At 36.1% G+C, this 16,016-nt stretch carries 17 protein-coding genes and 6 pseudogenes; 7 read left to right on the top strand and 16 right to left on the bottom strand.

Annotated elements, in window-relative coordinates; translation table 11 throughout:
- Nucleotides 1-205 precede the first annotated feature (205 nt).
- Nucleotides 206-1,474: an efflux RND transporter periplasmic adaptor subunit gene (locus tag J7E77_RS30225; RefSeq protein WP_214719304.1), complete on the bottom strand. Its 1,269-nt coding sequence runs from the start codon at nt 1,472-1,474 to the stop codon at nt 206-208.
- Nucleotides 1,475-1,749: 275 nt separating this feature from the next.
- Here J7E77_RS30225 and J7E77_RS30220 point away from each other — a divergent pair.
- Nucleotides 1,750-1,908: pseudogene (locus J7E77_RS30220) on the top strand (helix-turn-helix domain-containing protein); the annotation flags it as partial.
- Between the two features lie 310 nt (nt 1,909-2,218).
- Here J7E77_RS30220 and comJ read toward each other — a convergent pair.
- Together comJ and J7E77_RS31020 are read right to left on the bottom strand one after the other, a co-directional pair.
- Nucleotides 2,219-2,686 carry a competence protein ComJ gene (gene comJ / locus J7E77_RS30215; protein ID WP_214719302.1) on the bottom strand — a complete coding sequence of 156 codons (468 nt, stop codon included), beginning with the start codon at nt 2,684-2,686 and terminating at the stop codon, nt 2,219-2,221.
- A 15-nt stretch (nt 2,687-2,701) separates the two neighbouring features.
- Nucleotides 2,702-2,863, bottom strand: a pseudogene (locus J7E77_RS31020) (NucA/NucB deoxyribonuclease domain-containing protein); the annotation flags it as partial.
- A 216-nt stretch (nt 2,864-3,079) separates the two neighbouring features.
- On the opposite strand from J7E77_RS31020, the gene J7E77_RS30205 reads away from it, so the two are divergent.
- Nucleotides 3,080-3,370: a LysR substrate-binding domain-containing protein gene (locus J7E77_RS30205; protein WP_214719313.1), complete on the top strand. Its 291-nt coding sequence runs from the start codon at nt 3,080-3,082 to the stop codon at nt 3,368-3,370.
- Nucleotides 3,371-3,581: 211 nt separating this feature from the next.
- Here J7E77_RS30205 and J7E77_RS30200 read toward each other — a convergent pair whose 3' ends face one another.
- The 7 genes and pseudogenes from J7E77_RS30200 to J7E77_RS30175 form a co-directional block, all read right to left on the bottom strand.
- Nucleotides 3,582-4,217, bottom strand: coding sequence for an NAD(P)H-binding protein (locus tag J7E77_RS30200; RefSeq protein ID WP_214719298.1), 636 nt, complete (start codon nt 4,215-4,217; stop codon nt 3,582-3,584).
- A 104-nt stretch (nt 4,218-4,321) separates the two neighbouring features.
- Nucleotides 4,322-4,456 (bottom strand): hypothetical protein, encoded by a 135-nt coding sequence (locus J7E77_RS31345; RefSeq protein WP_285290752.1) that lies wholly within the window; start codon nt 4,454-4,456, stop codon nt 4,322-4,324.
- Nucleotides 4,457-4,481: 25 nt separating this feature from the next.
- Nucleotides 4,482-4,960: pseudogene (locus J7E77_RS30195) on the bottom strand (SDR family oxidoreductase).
- Between the two features lie 49 nt (nt 4,961-5,009).
- Nucleotides 5,010-5,660: pseudogene (locus tag J7E77_RS30190) on the bottom strand (oxidoreductase); the annotation flags it as partial.
- A gap of 98 nt (nt 5,661-5,758) precedes the next feature.
- Nucleotides 5,759-7,633, bottom strand: a complete 1,875-nt coding sequence (locus tag J7E77_RS30185; protein ID WP_214719296.1) for a PTS fructose transporter subunit IIABC — start codon at nt 7,631-7,633, stop codon at nt 5,759-5,761.
- 12 nt (nt 7,634-7,645) lie between these two features.
- Nucleotides 7,646-8,563 (bottom strand): 1-phosphofructokinase, encoded by a 918-nt coding sequence (gene pfkB / locus J7E77_RS30180; RefSeq protein WP_214719293.1) that lies wholly within the window; start codon nt 8,561-8,563, stop codon nt 7,646-7,648.
- A pseudogene (locus J7E77_RS30175) lies at nt 8,560-9,308 on the bottom strand (DeoR/GlpR family DNA-binding transcription regulator). The gene pfkB and the pseudogene J7E77_RS30175 overlap by 4 nt, the downstream one beginning before the upstream one ends.
- Before the next feature lie 305 nt (nt 9,309-9,613).
- On the opposite strand from J7E77_RS30175, the gene J7E77_RS30170 reads away from it, so the two are divergent.
- The 3 genes from J7E77_RS30170 (at nt 9,614) to J7E77_RS30160 (ending at nt 11,123) form a co-directional block, all read left to right on the top strand.
- Nucleotides 9,614-9,808 carry a hypothetical protein gene (locus J7E77_RS30170; protein ID WP_214719291.1) on the top strand — a complete coding sequence of 65 codons (195 nt, stop codon included), beginning with the start codon at nt 9,614-9,616 and terminating at the stop codon, nt 9,806-9,808.
- Nucleotides 9,809-9,857: 49 nt separating this feature from the next.
- Entirely contained in the window at nt 9,858-10,292 is a 435-nt protein-coding gene (locus J7E77_RS30165) for a DUF4878 domain-containing protein (protein ID WP_214719289.1), read from the top strand.
- A 534-nt stretch (nt 10,293-10,826) separates the two neighbouring features.
- Nucleotides 10,827-11,123, top strand: coding sequence for a hypothetical protein (locus J7E77_RS30160; RefSeq protein WP_214719287.1), 297 nt, complete (start codon nt 10,827-10,829; stop codon nt 11,121-11,123).
- A 174-nt stretch (nt 11,124-11,297) separates the two neighbouring features.
- Here the strand turns inward: J7E77_RS30160 and J7E77_RS30155 are convergent, their stop codons facing one another.
- The 6 genes from J7E77_RS30155 to J7E77_RS30130 all read right to left on the bottom strand — a co-directional run bounded on the left by J7E77_RS30155 (nt 11,298) and on the right by J7E77_RS30130 (nt 14,748).
- The gene (locus tag J7E77_RS30155) at nt 11,298-12,329 is read right to left on the bottom strand and encodes a DUF4030 domain-containing protein (protein ID WP_214719286.1); all 1,032 of its coding nucleotides are present in this window, start codon (nt 12,327-12,329) and stop codon (nt 11,298-11,300) included.
- Nucleotides 12,319-12,846, bottom strand: a complete 528-nt coding sequence (locus J7E77_RS30150; RefSeq protein WP_214719310.1) for a sigma-70 family RNA polymerase sigma factor — start codon at nt 12,844-12,846, stop codon at nt 12,319-12,321. Before J7E77_RS30150 ends, J7E77_RS30155 begins: the two co-directional genes overlap by 11 nt.
- Nucleotides 12,847-13,104: 258 nt before the next feature.
- Nucleotides 13,105-13,530 carry a hypothetical protein gene (locus J7E77_RS31015; RefSeq protein WP_251028242.1) on the bottom strand — a complete coding sequence of 142 codons (426 nt, stop codon included), beginning with the start codon at nt 13,528-13,530 and terminating at the stop codon, nt 13,105-13,107.
- A gap of 107 nt (nt 13,531-13,637) precedes the next feature.
- Nucleotides 13,638-13,877 carry a hypothetical protein gene (locus J7E77_RS30140; RefSeq protein WP_214719010.1) on the bottom strand — a complete coding sequence of 80 codons (240 nt, stop codon included), beginning with the start codon at nt 13,875-13,877 and terminating at the stop codon, nt 13,638-13,640.
- Nucleotides 13,878-14,140: 263 nt separating this feature from the next.
- Nucleotides 14,141-14,383 (bottom strand): hypothetical protein, encoded by a 243-nt coding sequence (locus tag J7E77_RS30135; protein WP_251028241.1) that lies wholly within the window; start codon nt 14,381-14,383, stop codon nt 14,141-14,143.
- Nucleotides 14,384-14,529: 146 nt separating this feature from the next.
- Nucleotides 14,530-14,748 carry a hypothetical protein gene (locus J7E77_RS30130; protein WP_214719285.1) on the bottom strand — a complete coding sequence of 73 codons (219 nt, stop codon included), beginning with the start codon at nt 14,746-14,748 and terminating at the stop codon, nt 14,530-14,532.
- Between the two features lie 130 nt (nt 14,749-14,878).
- Between J7E77_RS30130 and J7E77_RS30125 the strand changes: the two genes are divergently transcribed.
- Nucleotides 14,879-15,022: a hypothetical protein gene (locus J7E77_RS30125; RefSeq protein ID WP_214717122.1), complete on the top strand. Its 144-nt coding sequence runs from the start codon at nt 14,879-14,881 to the stop codon at nt 15,020-15,022.
- Between the two features lie 248 nt (nt 15,023-15,270).
- Nucleotides 15,271-15,954: pseudogene (locus J7E77_RS30120) on the top strand (spore germination protein); the annotation flags it as partial.
- Nucleotides 15,955-16,016: the final 62 nt, after the last annotated feature.

The following is a 16,016-nucleotide window of genomic DNA, read 5'->3' as shown; positions in this document are numbered from 1 at the left end:
ACTTTTGGGGGTCACATCATTTACACCCTTTTTCATTTACTTTATTACTAGAAATATCATACATTCGAATTTTCTATAAATATATTTGTAAATGTACCAATGAAAAATAAACCAAGAAAAAAACGCACGAGTGTAGGAATCACTGTGCGGTTATTGGAGTCAGAAACCCCAGATTATGTTTTATTTCATAATAGTCTCTTTTTTCTTATTTTAGGTTGATTTTTGTACCAAGGCGAACAATCCAGGATGGATTTTCTCCTAGTTTGTCTTTTTCTTTTAACCCCTTAAGGATGGCAACCCATTCACCTCTTTTTTGACCAGTTTCTACCATTTGTTTTTGTATCTTTCCTTCTTTTTTTAGTACAAGTACATAGGTGGATTTTCCAGACCCTATGATGCTCGATTCAGGAACTGCCAGCAACCGCTTTGACTGCACTACTACGTCCAGTGTGGTATTGTAGCCAGGATAAAGGCCCTTTTGTGAATCTAAACTTGCTTTAAAGGAATAGAGCGGAATGGGATTTTGTTGTGTATCTTTATCCTTTTTTGCAGGTGTTTTATAGGTGGGATAATCACTAACCTCAGAAATTTTCCCTTTCCATTTCTTATTTGCAACTGCATTAGAAATAAGTGTTATCGGTTGGCCTGATGTAATTTTTGCTTTTTCTGCTTCTGTTAACTTCCCTTCAATTTGAAACGGATCATTAGAAGCGATTTGAATGATTGCTAGTTGCTGATTTTCTGTTGCACGAAAACCTTGACCTACATTTTTGTTCAGGCTTACTATTACACCATCAGTGTTGCTGCTAACAGTTAATGTATCGAGCTCGGCTTTTAGCTTTTCAGCCTGCAACGAATATTTTTCTACTTTTAATTCTGCTGCACGGAGTTCAGCTCTTGCTGTATTTAGTTCAGCATAAAGTGACTGGATCGGTTTAGTAGCAATACTATCTGTATCAACCACATCAGTTGTATTTGTTGTGTTGGTTGTATCAGTCGTATTTATTGTACCAAGTGTAGCAGTTGACTCAGCTTTCCTAATATCATTCTCTAATGACGTGATTTGTTCTTTCACCTGAATAACACTTGTTTCTGCAAGTTTTTTATTTATTTCTGCTTGTCCTAGCTCTGCCTGCAGTGTTGAGCCTTCATAAGAAAAGAGCTTTTGTCCTTTTGTAACAGTTTCCCCTTCTTTTACAAAAATCTCCTGAATCAACCCTTTTGTTGCATTTACATAAATCGTTTCAGTATGACTTTGTACGACGCGACCTGACACTGTTTTTGTTTCCAAAAATGTTTTTTCTGCTGGATTTATAAACACTAACTTCTCTTTACTTTTATTTAATTCAATTATAGCTACAAATATCAACACAGAAATGAGTAAAAGAACAAGGATTCCAATATATATCAATTTCTTCTTACTCGGGGTGCGTACTTGTTCATTTTCTGCACTAATTCTTTTTGTTGTTTCCATAACCCTACCCTTTTCTAAATAGATTTATAGCGAATTTTGCAATAAAGTGTAAAATTAACTACTTATTTTATTTTCCATTTTTTAAAAGGAAGTTTCAATGATTATTTTTAATTAATTAATTTACCATATTTGATGTGGGAGAACATTCAAGACTCGTAGATTATATAAAAGATTTTTTTTACATATTAAAAAATAATAATTTTCTGAGAATAAGATGCTATTGTTTTTGGATTGCAGAAATATTATAAAAGAAGATTTAATCATAAGAATTTGAGGGTCTATCGCAACATGAATTGGCACGTATGACAGGGCTTCGTCCCAACACAATAAGCCATTTGTGTTCAGACAATGTGGACAGAGTGTATCTATCAACAATAGAAATGGTATGCAAAGTGTTAGACATAGACATTCAGGAGTTAATCGAGATGGAGTAGTCCTCTTGCAATAGTAATCGTTCCATGTACGTCAAAGTTGCGAAAAAGTTTAAAAGGCAGGGAGAAAACAAAGGTAGGGTATTAGAGGATGAGAATGGTAGTATCTAATGATTTTTAAGTTTTTTTCAAGAAATAAATTAAATTTAATAGGATACACGTTTTAAAGCTATTGTGCGTACGAAATAATTTTAAAAAAACATTATACAGGGATTATAAGAATTATACTTATTCTCTATAAAAGTAGTAGTTTATTCGACACTCCATACACTAAAAAAGGACGGCTAACACAGAATTAGCCGTCCAATAAATATTATATAGCTGGATTTGCTTCCATTAATAAATTATCAGGTAAATTTAATTCATCGTCTGCTTTTAAAACTTTTGCAATGGGATTTTCACTCTCTATAAATGAAAATGTATAGTGCTCTGTGCTATTTACACTTTTAGCAGTAAACAATATTTCATAATTCCCTTCAGGTATATCAATTGCAACTGTTTCCATTACTGATCCTATCTCTATGCCACCCTTTTTAACTTTGAACGGAACAACAATCGCTCTTATTATATCATCATCATTTTCTATTTTTTTAGTCAACTTCACAGTAATCTTACAATCACCATCACTAGATAGCGTCCCAAAGGAAACTGAAACATCTCTCCACGAAAACCCTTGATTTACATGAGTTTCATTCCAATCATTAAAAGGGTTATCAATTCCATACTGAAACAATGCAATCTGTGAATAAAATATTTCAGTCTCAAAAGAAAACTCACTCATTATATAATCCCTCCATTATTTAAGTCTTACTCTTGTTCCATCTGGATAATTTCTTAACTTATTCCCTAAATAAGCACCTGCACCTCGGTTATCAGACGGACTAACAGGTCTTACACTTGCACCCATACCACCCTCTTCAAACATTGCTGGTGGGTATTCATCTAAATCCTTCCCTGGAACTTTATCAAGACCGCTTGCCTGCTTATCTTTTAATAATCCGTAATTCCAGTGGCTACAAAAAAACATCTTTATAGATGAATACAATACTCCTTTCTTTGTTTTTTTTGTTGTTTTTGTTGTTTTTCTAAAAGGGTTCATAAAACGAACGTTAAATAGACACATAAATTAGGATATATTAAGTTCCTTATTAGCCATAAAGACTAAAAGGTTGCCATTAAGGCAACTGCAAACCACGATATAAAGAGGTTATTAAAAGGGACAGGCATTACTCTTAAGCAGAGTTTTGATATGATCGAAGACCACGCTATTGTAGCAATGGTGGAAAATGAATTAGGAGTAAGCATCATGCCTGAATTAGTTCTGCAAGGTATACCATATAAACTTAGGCTTCTCAGTCTAGAACCGGAACAGCATCGAATGATTGGGATTGCTGCACTATCTCTAAAAGAAATCTCACCTGCTGCGAAAAAGTTCATTGAATATATAAAAACGCAAATAGACTAAGATTTTAGAGGTAAAAGTTTTAAGTACACTCCATCAAATTCATATTAATCTCAGCTTAAATTGAATTTAGGTTTAGTGAGAAATAAACAAGGAGCAAACTATAAATGATTGTTTGCTCCTTTTAGATGAATTCTGACTTATTCTTTGTTTTGCACTTCCTAATTCCAACTATAATTTTGAAATAAAAATTATCGAGTAATAAGTTTTAATCTTATAAATTCCGTAAAGCTTCTGCTATAGGAGTTTTACCATCGCCCATCGTTATGACTTTCCCAATGGTAGCTGGCTCTAGCAAACTTTGGGCTAAAGCGTCAACTACATTTTCAATAGAGTTCTCAGCAGGATAGTCAATATTAACATCTATTTCCCCAGACCCAGGGGTTTCTTTTAAAACTCCCGGCTGTAATATGGTATAATCCAGCTTTGTATTATTGATGAGCCACTGATCAGCAAAATGTTTGGCAATATTATAGTCCGTTATATCTTTTAGAAAAGACTCATTCCATTTGTCTTGATCCAGAGAAAAAACGGAACTAAGCATAATAAACCTCTTAATGTTCTTGCTCTCAGTAGCACGCATGACTTTAACAGCACCATTTAGGTCAATCTTCAATAAATCTTTCCCTCTAGAACCAGCTACAAAGAAAATAGCTTCTGCGACATACATCTTTTCAGCAATTTCATTAGGGCTTGCCAATAAATCAATATGAACATGTTGAACATTGCTCAAATGACTAGTAAGATTATCTCTTCTTGATCCTGCGTAAACGAAGTGTCCATCTTCAGCTAGTTTTTCAACAAGGCGTGATCCAACTCGACCATTAGCACCTACAACTAACACCTTCATAATTAACCTCCTTTAAAATTGTTTATTATAAAAGTTCGATTAGAATTCAAATTAAAGGTCTAACTACACATTTCCTAAAAAGATTATGATTTTACCGGTTTTATTTACCACTCTTGAGCCGTAGGGGTAACAATCACATCATTTATCATAACGTTCGTAGGGTGATTAACGACAATAGCAACCTTGTTTAACTCTTCCAGTTCTGGTCTTACATCTTCATCGGTAAATGATCCTGCCATTTCGTAGCAATGACACCCGGTGATACTAATACCGCTCGGATATTATGTTTAACAGATACCTCTTTACGTAAACTCTTGTGTAATGCCGTACAGCATACTTTGTCGAACTATAAACACCATGACCTTCTCCGATGGCATGACCAGCAATCGACACTACGTTAATAATTTGTCCACTACCTTGATTCTTCATATGCGGCAGGACTGCAGATACTCCATAAAGGACTCCTTTAATATTAAGGTCAATCATTTTTTCCCACTCATCTACGTGTGCATTATCCCACATAGAAAACAACATTAAACCTGCACAATTAATTAGTGTATCTATTCGTCCAATTTATTTATTGTAAATTCAACTAAATTTTGAACCTCTTTGTTAACAGTGACATCTGTTACTTTGTAAAGAGCAGTCCCACCCTCATTTTTAATAAGATCTGATAAATTTCTTAACTTATTTTCATTTCTTGCTGCTAGTACTACAGATGCCCCATTCTTCGCAAGATGTATCGCTGTTGCCTCACCGTAATCATTTTCTAACTAGCTTTTTTATAGTTATTTATCTTCTAAACCCATCTATAATGGGTTTCGGTACTACAGTTTCTTTTTTCAGTTTCATGGCTGCTTCTAATGCCCAATAAGGATTTCGTAACATTCCTCGTCCGACCGCTACTAGATCTGCTTCCTCATTTCCAATAACAGCGTTTGCTAATGTAGGGTTACCCAATCTTCCAACTGCAATAACTGGAACATTTAGCGCTTTCTTAATTTCTCGAGCTAGTGGTACTTGGTAAGCAGCATGTGTACCTGGTCTTCCCCACGCAGCGATAAGTCCTTCACCACCTGAAGAGATGTCAAAGATATCAACTCCTGCTTTTTGATATTTTTTTGCAAACTCTATACTCTCGTTAATTCCATATCCACCTTCTACGTATTCTTTAGCAGATATACGCATCATTAACGGCATATCTTCTGGGATCTCAGCTTTGGCTGCTTCTATAATTTCTCGGCCAAACTTCGTTAAATCCTTTCCATACTCATCCTCTCTTTTATTGGTTAATGGAGAGTGGAATTGATGAATTAAATACCCATGAGCACCATGGATTTCAATGGCATCAAATCCTGCTTTTACAGCGCGCTGTACAGCTTTGCGAAACTTTTCTACCAGTTCTTTCACTTCATCTGATGAAAGAGCTCTCGGTGTTTTTGAAAAAATATAAGGTCAATTGTGTTTTGAAAAAGTTCAATAATTTGATGGTGGGTATGAAAAAAGCACGATTCCCGTATGGAAATCATGCTTTGAATAGTTTATTCTGTTACAGGCTTTTTCAAGATACCAAGCAGGACAGCTGAAACAATTGCTCCAATTACAACTGATAATAGGTACAATAACCAGTTGCCGCTTACAAGTGGCATAACGAATACTCCGCCGTGAGGAGCGCGAAGGCCGATATGGAACATCATTGATAAAGCACCTGCTACAGCAGATCCAGCCATTACAGAAGGGATAACGCGAAGTGGGTCTGCAGCTGCAAATGGAATCGCACCTTCAGTGATAAAAGATAGTCCCATAATGTAGTTTACTTTACCAGCTTCACGATCTTGCTGGCTGAATTTCTTTTTAAATACAGTTGTTGCAATGGCAATTCCTAATGGTGGAACCATACCAGCCGCCATAATCGCAGCCATTGGCTCGTACACACCATTTGCTAATAATCCAGTACCGAATACGTATGCTGCCTTATTGATTGGTCCTCCCATATCAAAGGACATCATCGCACCAAGGATAATTCCAAGTAAAACAGCATTTCCAGTTCCAAGATTTGATAACCAGTGAGAAATGGCTTGGTTAAGAGCACCGACAGGTTTATTGACAACAAATAACATGATAAATCCGGTTAATGCGATACCTAATAGTGGATATAAAAGAATCGTCTTAATTCCTTCAAGTGATGCAGGCATAAAAGTTAATAATTTCTTCAAACCTACTACTAAATAACCAGCAAGGAAACCTGCGATAAGTCCGCCAAGGAAACCTGCGCCGCCGGCATTAGCAAGCATACCGCCAACCATACCTGCAGCAAATCCAGGACGGTCTGCAATACTCATGGCGATGAAACCAGCAAGAACAGGGACCATTAGAGCAAAGGCATTACCGCCGCCGATTGTCATTAGGGCTTCAGCAATCGGATTATAAGTTGGATCATCCGGCTTGAAAGCATTGAAGCCAAACATGAAACAGATTGCGATTAAAATACCACCGCCGACAACGAATGGAAGCATGTTGGATACACCGTTCATTAAGTGCTTATAAATAGTTGCACCAACGCCTCTGCCTTGATTTCCGCTCTCGCTGCTAGCAGCAGAACCATTACCATGATAAATCGAGGCATCCTGCTTTAATGCCTTTTCAATTAATTCCTTCGGCTTGCGAATTCCGTTCGCTACCGCTGTTTCAATCACGTGCTTGCCGTTGAAGCGGGCCATTTCTACTGTTTTATCAGCAGCGACGATAACCGCCACAGCGTTTTCAATTTCTTCCGCTGTCAGTACGTTTTTCGCTCCACCAGAACCATTGGTTTCGACTTTAATGTCGACACCCATTTCCTTCGCCTTCGCCTTTAAGGAATCGGCTGCCATATACGTATGGGCAATTCCAGTTGGGCACGCCGTAACGGCAACAATAAACTGACTTTTCCCAGCCATTGACTGTGTTTCTTCTTCATCTTCTTGATCATACTTGTTGATGATCGCTAACACTTCATCTTCCGTTTTCGCTGTAAGCAGTTGCTTGCGAACTTCTTCATTTAATAAAATCGTTGATAATCTTGACAACGCTTCTAAGTGAGTATTGTTCGCACCTTCTGTTGCTGCAATCATAAAGAAAAGATGGGCAGGCTGGCCATCAAGAGATTCATAGCTTACACCGCCTGTTGATCGACCAAACGCAATAGCAGCTTGCTTAACTGCTTTTGTTTTTGCATGGGGAATGGCAATTCCCTCACCGATACCCGTTGTGCTTTGCTCTTCTCTTGCGATAATAGCCTTTTTATATTCAGCTTTGTCAGCTAATTTGCCGGCGTTATCCAATACAGATACTAACTCTTCAACAACATCTAATTTTTGTGTGCCTTTTATGTTTAAGTGGATTGTATTTTTTGTTAAAAGCTCTGTTATCTTCATAGACATTCTCCTTTAGAATAATTTCGTTTCGAGCTTTACTTGTGGAAGTAAACTTTCAATTTTTTCAGGTGTACAAAGGCCGATTGAAAAGGCAGTTGCACTTCCTGAGGCAACGCTGAAGCGGAAGGCCTCTTCAATTGATTTTGTTTTTTCATAGGTTGCTAGAAAACCTGCTACCATTGAATCCCCAGCACCAACAGAGCTTTTGACTTCTCCTTTTGGAACCGTTGCAATGATGGCTTGGTCCTTGTTAATAAGGACGGCACCTTCACCTGCTAGTGAGGCAATTACATTTTGTGCCCCTTGCTTAATGAGCTCTTGTCCATATGGGATGACTTCTTCACAAGTGGAGAGCGTTGTATTGAATAGGTCACCAAGTTCATGATGATTAGGTTTGATTAAGAAAGGCTGTAATGGAATCACCTTTTTTAACAAGTTTCCTTCGGCATCAACCACAAATTTAATGCCCTTTTCCATACAAATCTCAGCTAACTGTTCATATGTGGACGTTGGCATTGTGGAAGGAATGCTTCCTGCCAAAACAAGGATATCTTCGCTTGTTAGTTCATGAATTTTTTGCTTCAATGCTTCGAAGTTTTCTTTCGTAAGGTTAGGTCCGGATGCATTGATTTCCGTTTCTGAATCAGACTTTACTTTTACATTGATCCTCGTATCTCCCTCAACCCTGAAAAAATCAGTGTTAATTTCAAGTGATCTTAAGTAGTTTTCAAGATAATCACCTGTAAAGCCGCCGATAAATCCAAGGGCTTTATTAGTTATTTCAAGTCTTTTTAAGACTTGGGATACGTTAATCCCTTTACCGCCTGGCAATTTGGTTTCTTTTTTCGTTCTGTTTAATCCACCTAAAGTGACTTGTTCTAGTTCAACGATATAATCGAGTGATGGATTTAACGTTAATGTGTAAATCATGAAGTAACCACCTTTATCTTTGTCTTACTGGAATACTGTTCCTTTGTATCCTGATCCAATTCATTTGTTAGAATCGTCGCTTCGTGGAGGTCAGCTATTTTGGCAAATGCGATCTCTGAGAATTTGGATTCATCTGCTATATCATAGACTTCACAAGATAGACTAATAGCTTGCTGTTTAATCATGGCCTCTTCCTGGTCAGGAGTGGTGTAACCTAGTTGGGTGTGTATTCCGTTTACGCCCATAAAGCATTTATCAAAACGATACTGTTCAAGGCTTTCAAGTGCACCGCGGCCAACCATGGCTTTGGTGGTAGGCTTAATGTAGCCCCCTAGTAAAAATGTTTTTATGTTTTTTTAAGAAGTTCGTTTGTGTGCATGAGTCCGTTTGTTACTACAACGATATTAGTGGGAAGGTAAGGAATCATTTCAAAAATAGTGGAACCTGCATCTAAATAGATACAATCTCCTTCTTCCACTATGCTTCCGGCATATTGAGCGATTTCCCGCTTCACTTGAAGGTTTTTGGATGATTTCTCTGTCATGCTGGGTTCTTGTAGCTTTCCTTGCAGTCTGGCTGCACCACCATGGACCCTTTTAAGGAATTTGCCTTCTTCTAGCTGAGTAAGATCCCGACGAATCGTTGATTCAGATGAATTCGTAAGTTCTAGTAGTTCGTGCAGCTTTACGGTATTCTTTTTCTTTAATGCTTCTAATATAATTTGATAGCGTTCAGGCTCTAACATAGTACTCGCCTCCTAAAAACGCTTTCATGAATTTGCTCCCTTTTATAATAATACTTTAGTCTTGAAAAACCAATCAAAAACATTCATAAACAATCTTTACCAATCATAAACATTCACAATGAAGACATACTTTTTGGCTATATTATTGTAGGAAAATGAGATTATTACAGTTCCACTGTTATTACTCTGGTATAATAAACATAATGTTGGTAAATTTCACCTGGAAGTTGATGGCTGTTTCTTTACTAGTTTTGCCTGTTTTTTAGAATAAAATTATAGGTATATTTTGGAAAGGAGTCATTGGAGTGTTATCTTTTGAGGAAAAAAAGGCTATTTTTCATTCATTTAAGTTGAAGGAAAAGCAGAACGGTAATGGAAAGGTGAGCTTTATTTATCCTGAAAGTGTTCAAAAGGGGCAGGTATTGGCCACCCTATTACAACCAAGTGGAAATGGCTATGTGATCGGAAAGTATATGTCAGAGGAAACGATTAGCGGTTAGTCTACTTGACCTTAATTTTTTTGTTCAGTTAAGTGTAGCCGATTCACCTGTGATAAAAAAGGATGGACAATGGAAAGTCATAAACGGATTACCGCCTTCAGGTGTTAAGTCCACCAATCTAAATAGAGATGCAAGCCAAGTTGAAGTTGAAAAGGTATTTACCAATTATACTAATGCAATCAAGGAACATGATGTTTCAAAAATGAAGAACTATATAAAAGTCGTTCCTCAAAAAAGAGATTTTAAACTTGAAGAACATCTTAAAGCTATCACTCAAGGACCTATCCCTGAAATAACTACTTATGGAATAAACATGATTTCAGAAACCTTAGCCATTGCACAGGTAGAAAATAAATATCCGCATCACAGCATCACTCAAAATTTAGCTGTATGTAAAGAGAATGGACAATGGAAATTTATTTTTGGACAACCATTAACGTTTTCTGTTATTCCTGTAACTAAGAAACCTATAGAGGTTAAATAAAATTCTAGGATTCAAAATTCTTCTCCTGCCAATCGTATAAAGATTGTTTTTCCCTGATCTCTCAGTAAAATAAGCGCTATTTTAAAAGCCGAAAGCCCTTATCAAACCTCGATAAGGGCTAATCCTTTTTAAATCTAACCAATTTTTTGACGGCGTTTTTGTCTATTTCTTTGTAATTCGCTTTTTCAGTTCTCATTAAATTAAATCACTTTTCAAATTAGCCCAAACAAGATGAATATTTAAACTATTTTCAAAATCAAATATCTAATTTCCTATAAAGAGTAATTCCACAAAATGGCCCTAAAATGAAAATAAGCGCTGATCCTTGTTCAAGGAAAGCGCCCGATTGTGGAAGATCAATGCTTAAATCTTATTTCAAGACAAGCCCCTTTTAGCTGAACAAGGACTTTCTATTAAGTGCGCATATCTTCGAATTGTAGCACTTTTATTTTTTTGAATTTCAAAAAATAACCAATTGAATTTATCCTCGTACACTTTTAAACTAGAGCTAAGGAACCATAGATGGAGGCTAAAATGAAAAAAGTACTAGCATTTTTGGCTACATTTGTAATATTAATGATTCTAAACTTCGGTGCAGCATTTCTTTTTCACGCCAACATCATTGATTTGACCTTCCCAGTTGGGATCCTTGGAATTCTAATGACGGCACCTAACAATCGAATGACCGATTTTTCTAACAGCCAAACTTACATGGAAGTTGAAGGAAAACGAGGTGCTAAATTTGGAAGGATTCCAATCTACGCTTCTGTTATCTATACTTTATTTGCAGTTATTATTACTTTCTTTTACTACAAAAGTTATTTCATTTAAGAAGTGTTGCTTTCTTGAGCAGCACTTTTTTTATCGCAATTTGTGTCTATTGCGACATTAATAAGGCATTTTCTTCTTTAACAAACCTGCCATTTAGCTGATTAAAGACTAAGAAAACTGGACTGATGAATCGTCAGGCCCTTTCAAATCCCAAGCTGCCACAGCAGCCCCATATTAGTTAATTTTTTTATTATCCTTGCTCTTTATAATAATCTCATATGACTCATTCTTCAAAATCGACGAAATTTCCTTCGAATTTAAAAATTCTACTATCATCTGGTCGAGTTTCTTTCCAAGCTCTTTTGACTTTGGATCAGTACTTTGGACAGAGGTTTGAATGATGAAGGTTAAAGGTTTAATTTTATACCCTACTTCTGTAACTTTAAACTCTTTTTTGGACATTAGCCCTTCTGAAAGAGGAATAGTAATTTGAGATCCTTTGTCCGATTTCCTAACCGTTACTGTTACGTTGGTTACATTAATTTTATACCCCTTATAATGATTCGCACTAACCGTTTCTAGTGCGGCTTTCTCCACATCTTCCTTAACAGAATTGTAGTAATCCTTAGAGGCTCCTATATTAATAAAAATCGTATGTTCCGTTGGATCTGTCTGCACATTATTAAATTGAAAATTTAACTGTTTTAATCTATTGGTCACCTCTGAATTAAGAATTGTCATTTCTTTCTTTTCTTCTCCGCTTGGAATATAGTCCTCCCGAGGTATAGATTTAGTTACGTCAATCGAATACGCATCATAACCTCTTGATTTTAAAATATCCCTTACAATCTTTTCGACATCTGGTTTTGCTTTTTTAAACTCCCGGTCCTTCATATCTAAAAAGACTGAAACGGTTTTCTTTGGAGTGTATCCGACCCCTGTGGAACTAACCTTGTAGCCTTTTCTCTTTAATTCCTCTAAAATTTCATCCCCCACCCATTTCGAGTGAAAAATCAAATTTAAATAAGGAATTTTGGAAGCGAGTGCTTCCATTGTCGGTGAGACAAAAGCCGACCCGATAAATAATCCACAAAATAGTACCGCTACCCCACTAAACAAGGTTATTTTTTTTCCAATGCTCCAGCTTTTCTTATCCCTATTGGGTTCCAGTTCGGTCCTCGCTTGTTCCATTCCTAATAGAACCCTCTCTCGCAGCTCCTGCGGTATCTCGATTTGATTGAGTTCTTTCTTAATGTTATTGTCCATAAAGGTCTTCCCTCCTGGTCCGTTTTCGAAGCTTTTCCAATGCACGATACAAAACTGACTTTACCGTACTGACAGGTTTATTGATAAATTCTGAAATCTCCTGAAAGGTATAGCCTTGATAAAACTTCAATAACACAATGGTCTTTTCATCTTCATCCAATAATTCAAGTAAATCTTGTAACGATAAAGACAAAGGAATATCTCCCATTCTAGTGGAAAGGAATTCGGTATCTGCCGTTTGCAAATGGACCACTTTCTTCTTTTTTCGTAATAAATCCACCGCACAGTTTATGGTAATTTTGATGAGCCATGTTTTAAAATACTGGACATCCTTTAATGTGCCGAACTTCAGAAAAGCTCGATACGCTGTTTCCTGTACGACATCCAGTGCATCGTCTTTGTTTTTTACATACAAATAGGCCATGCGATAAATATCTTGTTCGTATTGCTGAAACAGTTCTAAAAATACTTGTTCGTTACTTTTTTGTTTTTTACGTTTAAAGCCAATGATGATCATCACCTTCTTTTTTCCTTTTACCTATTAGACAAAAAAATAATCATTTTAGACGAAGAAAGATTAATTTTTTTCGTATACTTGTCCAAATAACGAATCAATCTCATCGATAAATATCCAATTTTCTTTTAAAATGATCCTCCACAATCTGGCCCTAAACAAAAATAGACGCATCTTTTGTTAAAGAATTGCGCCCGATTGTTGAAAATCAATGCCTAAATATTATTCGAGATAAGCTCCCTTTAGTAATAAGACTATAGTTTAATTTGCTGAATATAATCCCTCAAAGTCGTTAATTTCCTCTTTAATCAATTTCTCAATTTTTCTTGCTAAATCATCAAATTGATTCAACTCAGTTAATAAATAAAAATTGGACCGAAATCGGTTTGGTGGTTCCATATTATTATCTAGATTAACTTCAACTCCAACAATTCCTCGTTTTTCTTGAAGGAAGAACCTCATTGACAAATAATGTGTTGCTTTTTCGTGCCCTGATTTCCATAAAAACTCACTTTTCCCAAGTCGTTCTACAAAACTCAATAAACCTAATCGCAGTTCGTTAAGAGAAATATTATCGGTATAAGTATCTAGGTTAATATTAAATTCACTTCCATAGAAACCTAGATGTGCTTCAAAAAAATCCACGTCCGTCCATATTTTTTCAAATCTAAAACCAGGGTAAGTCATAAACATCACACCTTGTTATTTAATTCAAGCCGTTTATGGAATAACACATAGATTTCCGGTTAGTTTTTGAGATATAAGCTAAAAGACAGTAAGGACTGTATGATTCCTTACTGTCTGCTCAATCGTTCAATCTCTGTTTCTACTTTGTAGACTCTTTTGTTTAATACTTCAGTTTTATCATCGATATGATCAACAATTTTATCTGTGTATAATCCTAAACTATCGACAAGATTCTTTTGTAATTTCTCTTGCCCAACTTCCAGTCTGTTCTGTCCTTGTTTCAATTCATTTATGTCTACGCGCATTTCTTTTAGTTCATTCAAAATTTGTTTTAAGATTTCTTCCACAAATTTCTCCCCCGTCCAATTATTCTTGAACTTATTATATCATCCATTAATTATCTATAAAGTAAAATTGTAAAAAATATTCAATTCAACAATATGGCACTAAATTGCAAAATGAGCGCCAATCCTCAAGAATGGCGCCCTTTTCTGGAACAACTTTATTGACTTTAACATTTAATTTTTGATTTTGTTTTCCATAGTGGCCCCTGAAATCCAGATTCGTTTCCGTACCCCTTAAACGGCTCCATGCTTTTTGTATGAAAATATTATAAATTGTTTATAGCATCTTTAATTTCTTCAATGAGCTCTTCTTTTGTTTGGTCGCTTGGATAATCCCTATAAATTTTATCATGTCCTACTAAATGAGTTAACCAGCCTTCTACTAAGCTCAAATAAGTATCATCTATATGATTAAGACTACTTTGCAAGCCTACATACCCATTACCGGCTAAAAACGTTTCAAATCTTACAGCATATGGTCCACCCTTTGCTTGATTAAACGGGATCAAATGGAGATACCCATCAAAATCAATAACTAAGGAATTATTGTAATTATCATTTCCTGCAATTAATACCCTTTTTAAATCCTCTTCAGTAATGTAAGGAGTTTTAGGCTTTCCGGTTCTGTGGGGACGTACACTAACAGTAGGATCAGTTAAACATAACTTATTGGATTTACCTCTACCTTTTTCCCTTCAACTTCAATAAAATCATGAGTATGCATCCAACGCTTTGATTCGTAGTAATCATTAAAAGTTAGATCATCCTCCTGGATTTCTTTTTCGTGTTTCCCAGTAAACTTTTTAAAAACCCAATCTTTTTTTAATCTGTGTGTTGTACAAAGCAAATCAGCCACATCAATTGTATATTTCATTTCCTTCCTCTCCTTTCACTTAATCACTTCAACAAAAGGAGAAATTTTCCTTCAAATTTTATATTAAGTATTTCTATAACTATATACATAATGTCAACTATGTTGCGTTTATTGGAAATGAGGGCATGATATGCTTTTAGCAGCCAAACCTTTATTTACTCAATATACTAAAAAAACATCTACTGGAATCCAAACAGTATCTATTTCCATTCAAGTTTATATTTTTTTCAGCAGCATGATTCATAATTCTCCCAAAGGAGGAAACGATAAATAAAAAATGGTAGACGGTGGTGAGACGCCAAGAAGGGCTGGTTTGCAAAAAAACTGGGACAAAATGATGAAATAGAATCCCTGGAGCAATATCTTCACCGATCAAAGGATTATAAAAAGGTTTCTTTTATTAATCGTCAAACCAATAACAGTTTTTCTATTTCATTTATTATTTAATGGATATGGTCTGTAAACTCTTTAATCAGACAAAAAGAATTTTGGGTTTTTAGCTGCCTAAAAGGAACTTGCGGCATTACAACGCCTGAGGTTGAATTTAGCGTAATCGGTCCGAAGGAAGCTTTTGTCGAATCAATTGAGCAAAATGTAAAACTTATTTCCCAAAAGGCTTCCCGTTAAAGAACAATTGTTGAAGAATTAACCGTCGGCTCTCGTTCCAAAACGAATGTGGTCATTATGCCATTGATGGCATTACCAATGTTCAAACCGTTAGAGAACGGATCAAAAGTGTTGAATTTATTGCCATTACAGATAGTTCCTACATAGTTCAATTAAATATCGTATAATAAAAATTCCGCTTTTCCACAGCTTCTGGACACGGAGCGTCCGGACAGGGCCAAGGCCATTCTGACAGAAGGGAAAATAGCCATATTCGTTGATAGGTGTCCACAAGTCCTGATTACCCCAACAACTCTGGTTGAATTCTTCAGTTCTTTCGAGGATTATTTCCTAATTTGGATGTTATCCTCTTTTTTCCTGCTGATCCGGCTTTTTGCTGTAGCATTTTCTATTTTAATAACTCCAGTATATGTAGCTGCCTTATCATACCATTACGAACTCCTACCAAAGGATTAGATGAACACCTGAGTTACCTCCCGCCGGGAAATACCACTCCCTCCCATTTTGGCGGCGCTTTTTTTAGAGTTAACCATTGAATTACTAAGAGAGGCAGGAGCACGGCTTCCTACCAAAGTCGGTTAGACAATTGATATCGTAATCGGAACAGCGTCCATTGAAGCAGGACTGACAAGTAATGTCCT

The organism is Bacillus sp. ISL-77 (assembly GCF_018613105.1).
The sequence above is the reverse complement of the archived record's forward strand: the minus strand, read 5'-3'. Positions and strand labels throughout refer to the sequence as shown.

Coding starts and splice junctions, on each gene's coding strand:
- J7E77_RS30200 (WP_214719298.1), bottom strand. CDS start 4,217: ATGAAGGTGTTAGTTGTAGGTGCTAATGGTCGAGTTGGATCACGCCTT.
- J7E77_RS30225 (WP_214719304.1), bottom strand. CDS start 1,474: ATGGAAACAACAAAAAGAATTAGTGCAGAAAATGAACAAGTACGCACC.
- pfkB (WP_214719293.1), bottom strand. CDS start 8,563: ATGATTTACACATTAACGTTAAATCCATCACTCGATTATATCGTTGAA.
- comJ (WP_214719302.1), bottom strand. CDS start 2,686: ATGAGTGAGTTTTCTTTTGAGACTGAAATATTTTATTCACAGATTGCA.
- J7E77_RS31345 (WP_285290752.1), bottom strand. CDS start 4,456: ATGGCAGGATCATTTACCGATGAAGATGTAAGACCAGAACTGGAAGAG.
- J7E77_RS30130 (WP_214719285.1), bottom strand. CDS start 14,748: ATGAAATATACAATTGATGTGGCTGATTTGCTTTGTACAACACACAGA.
- J7E77_RS30160 (WP_214719287.1), top strand. CDS start 10,827: ATGAAAAAAGTACTAGCATTTTTGGCTACATTTGTAATATTAATGATT.
- J7E77_RS30155 (WP_214719286.1), bottom strand. CDS start 12,329: ATGGACAATAACATTAAGAAAGAACTCAATCAAATCGAGATACCGCAG.
- J7E77_RS31015 (WP_251028242.1), bottom strand. CDS start 13,530: ATGACTTACCCTGGTTTTAGATTTGAAAAAATATGGACGGACGTGGAT.
- J7E77_RS30150 (WP_214719310.1), bottom strand. CDS start 12,846: ATGATCATCATTGGCTTTAAACGTAAAAAACAAAAAAGTAACGAACAA.
- J7E77_RS30185 (WP_214719296.1), bottom strand. CDS start 7,633: ATGAAGATAACAGAGCTTTTAACAAAAAATACAATCCACTTAAACATA.
- J7E77_RS30125 (WP_214717122.1), top strand. CDS start 14,879: ATGCTTTTAGCAGCCAAACCTTTATTTACTCAATATACTAAAAAAACA.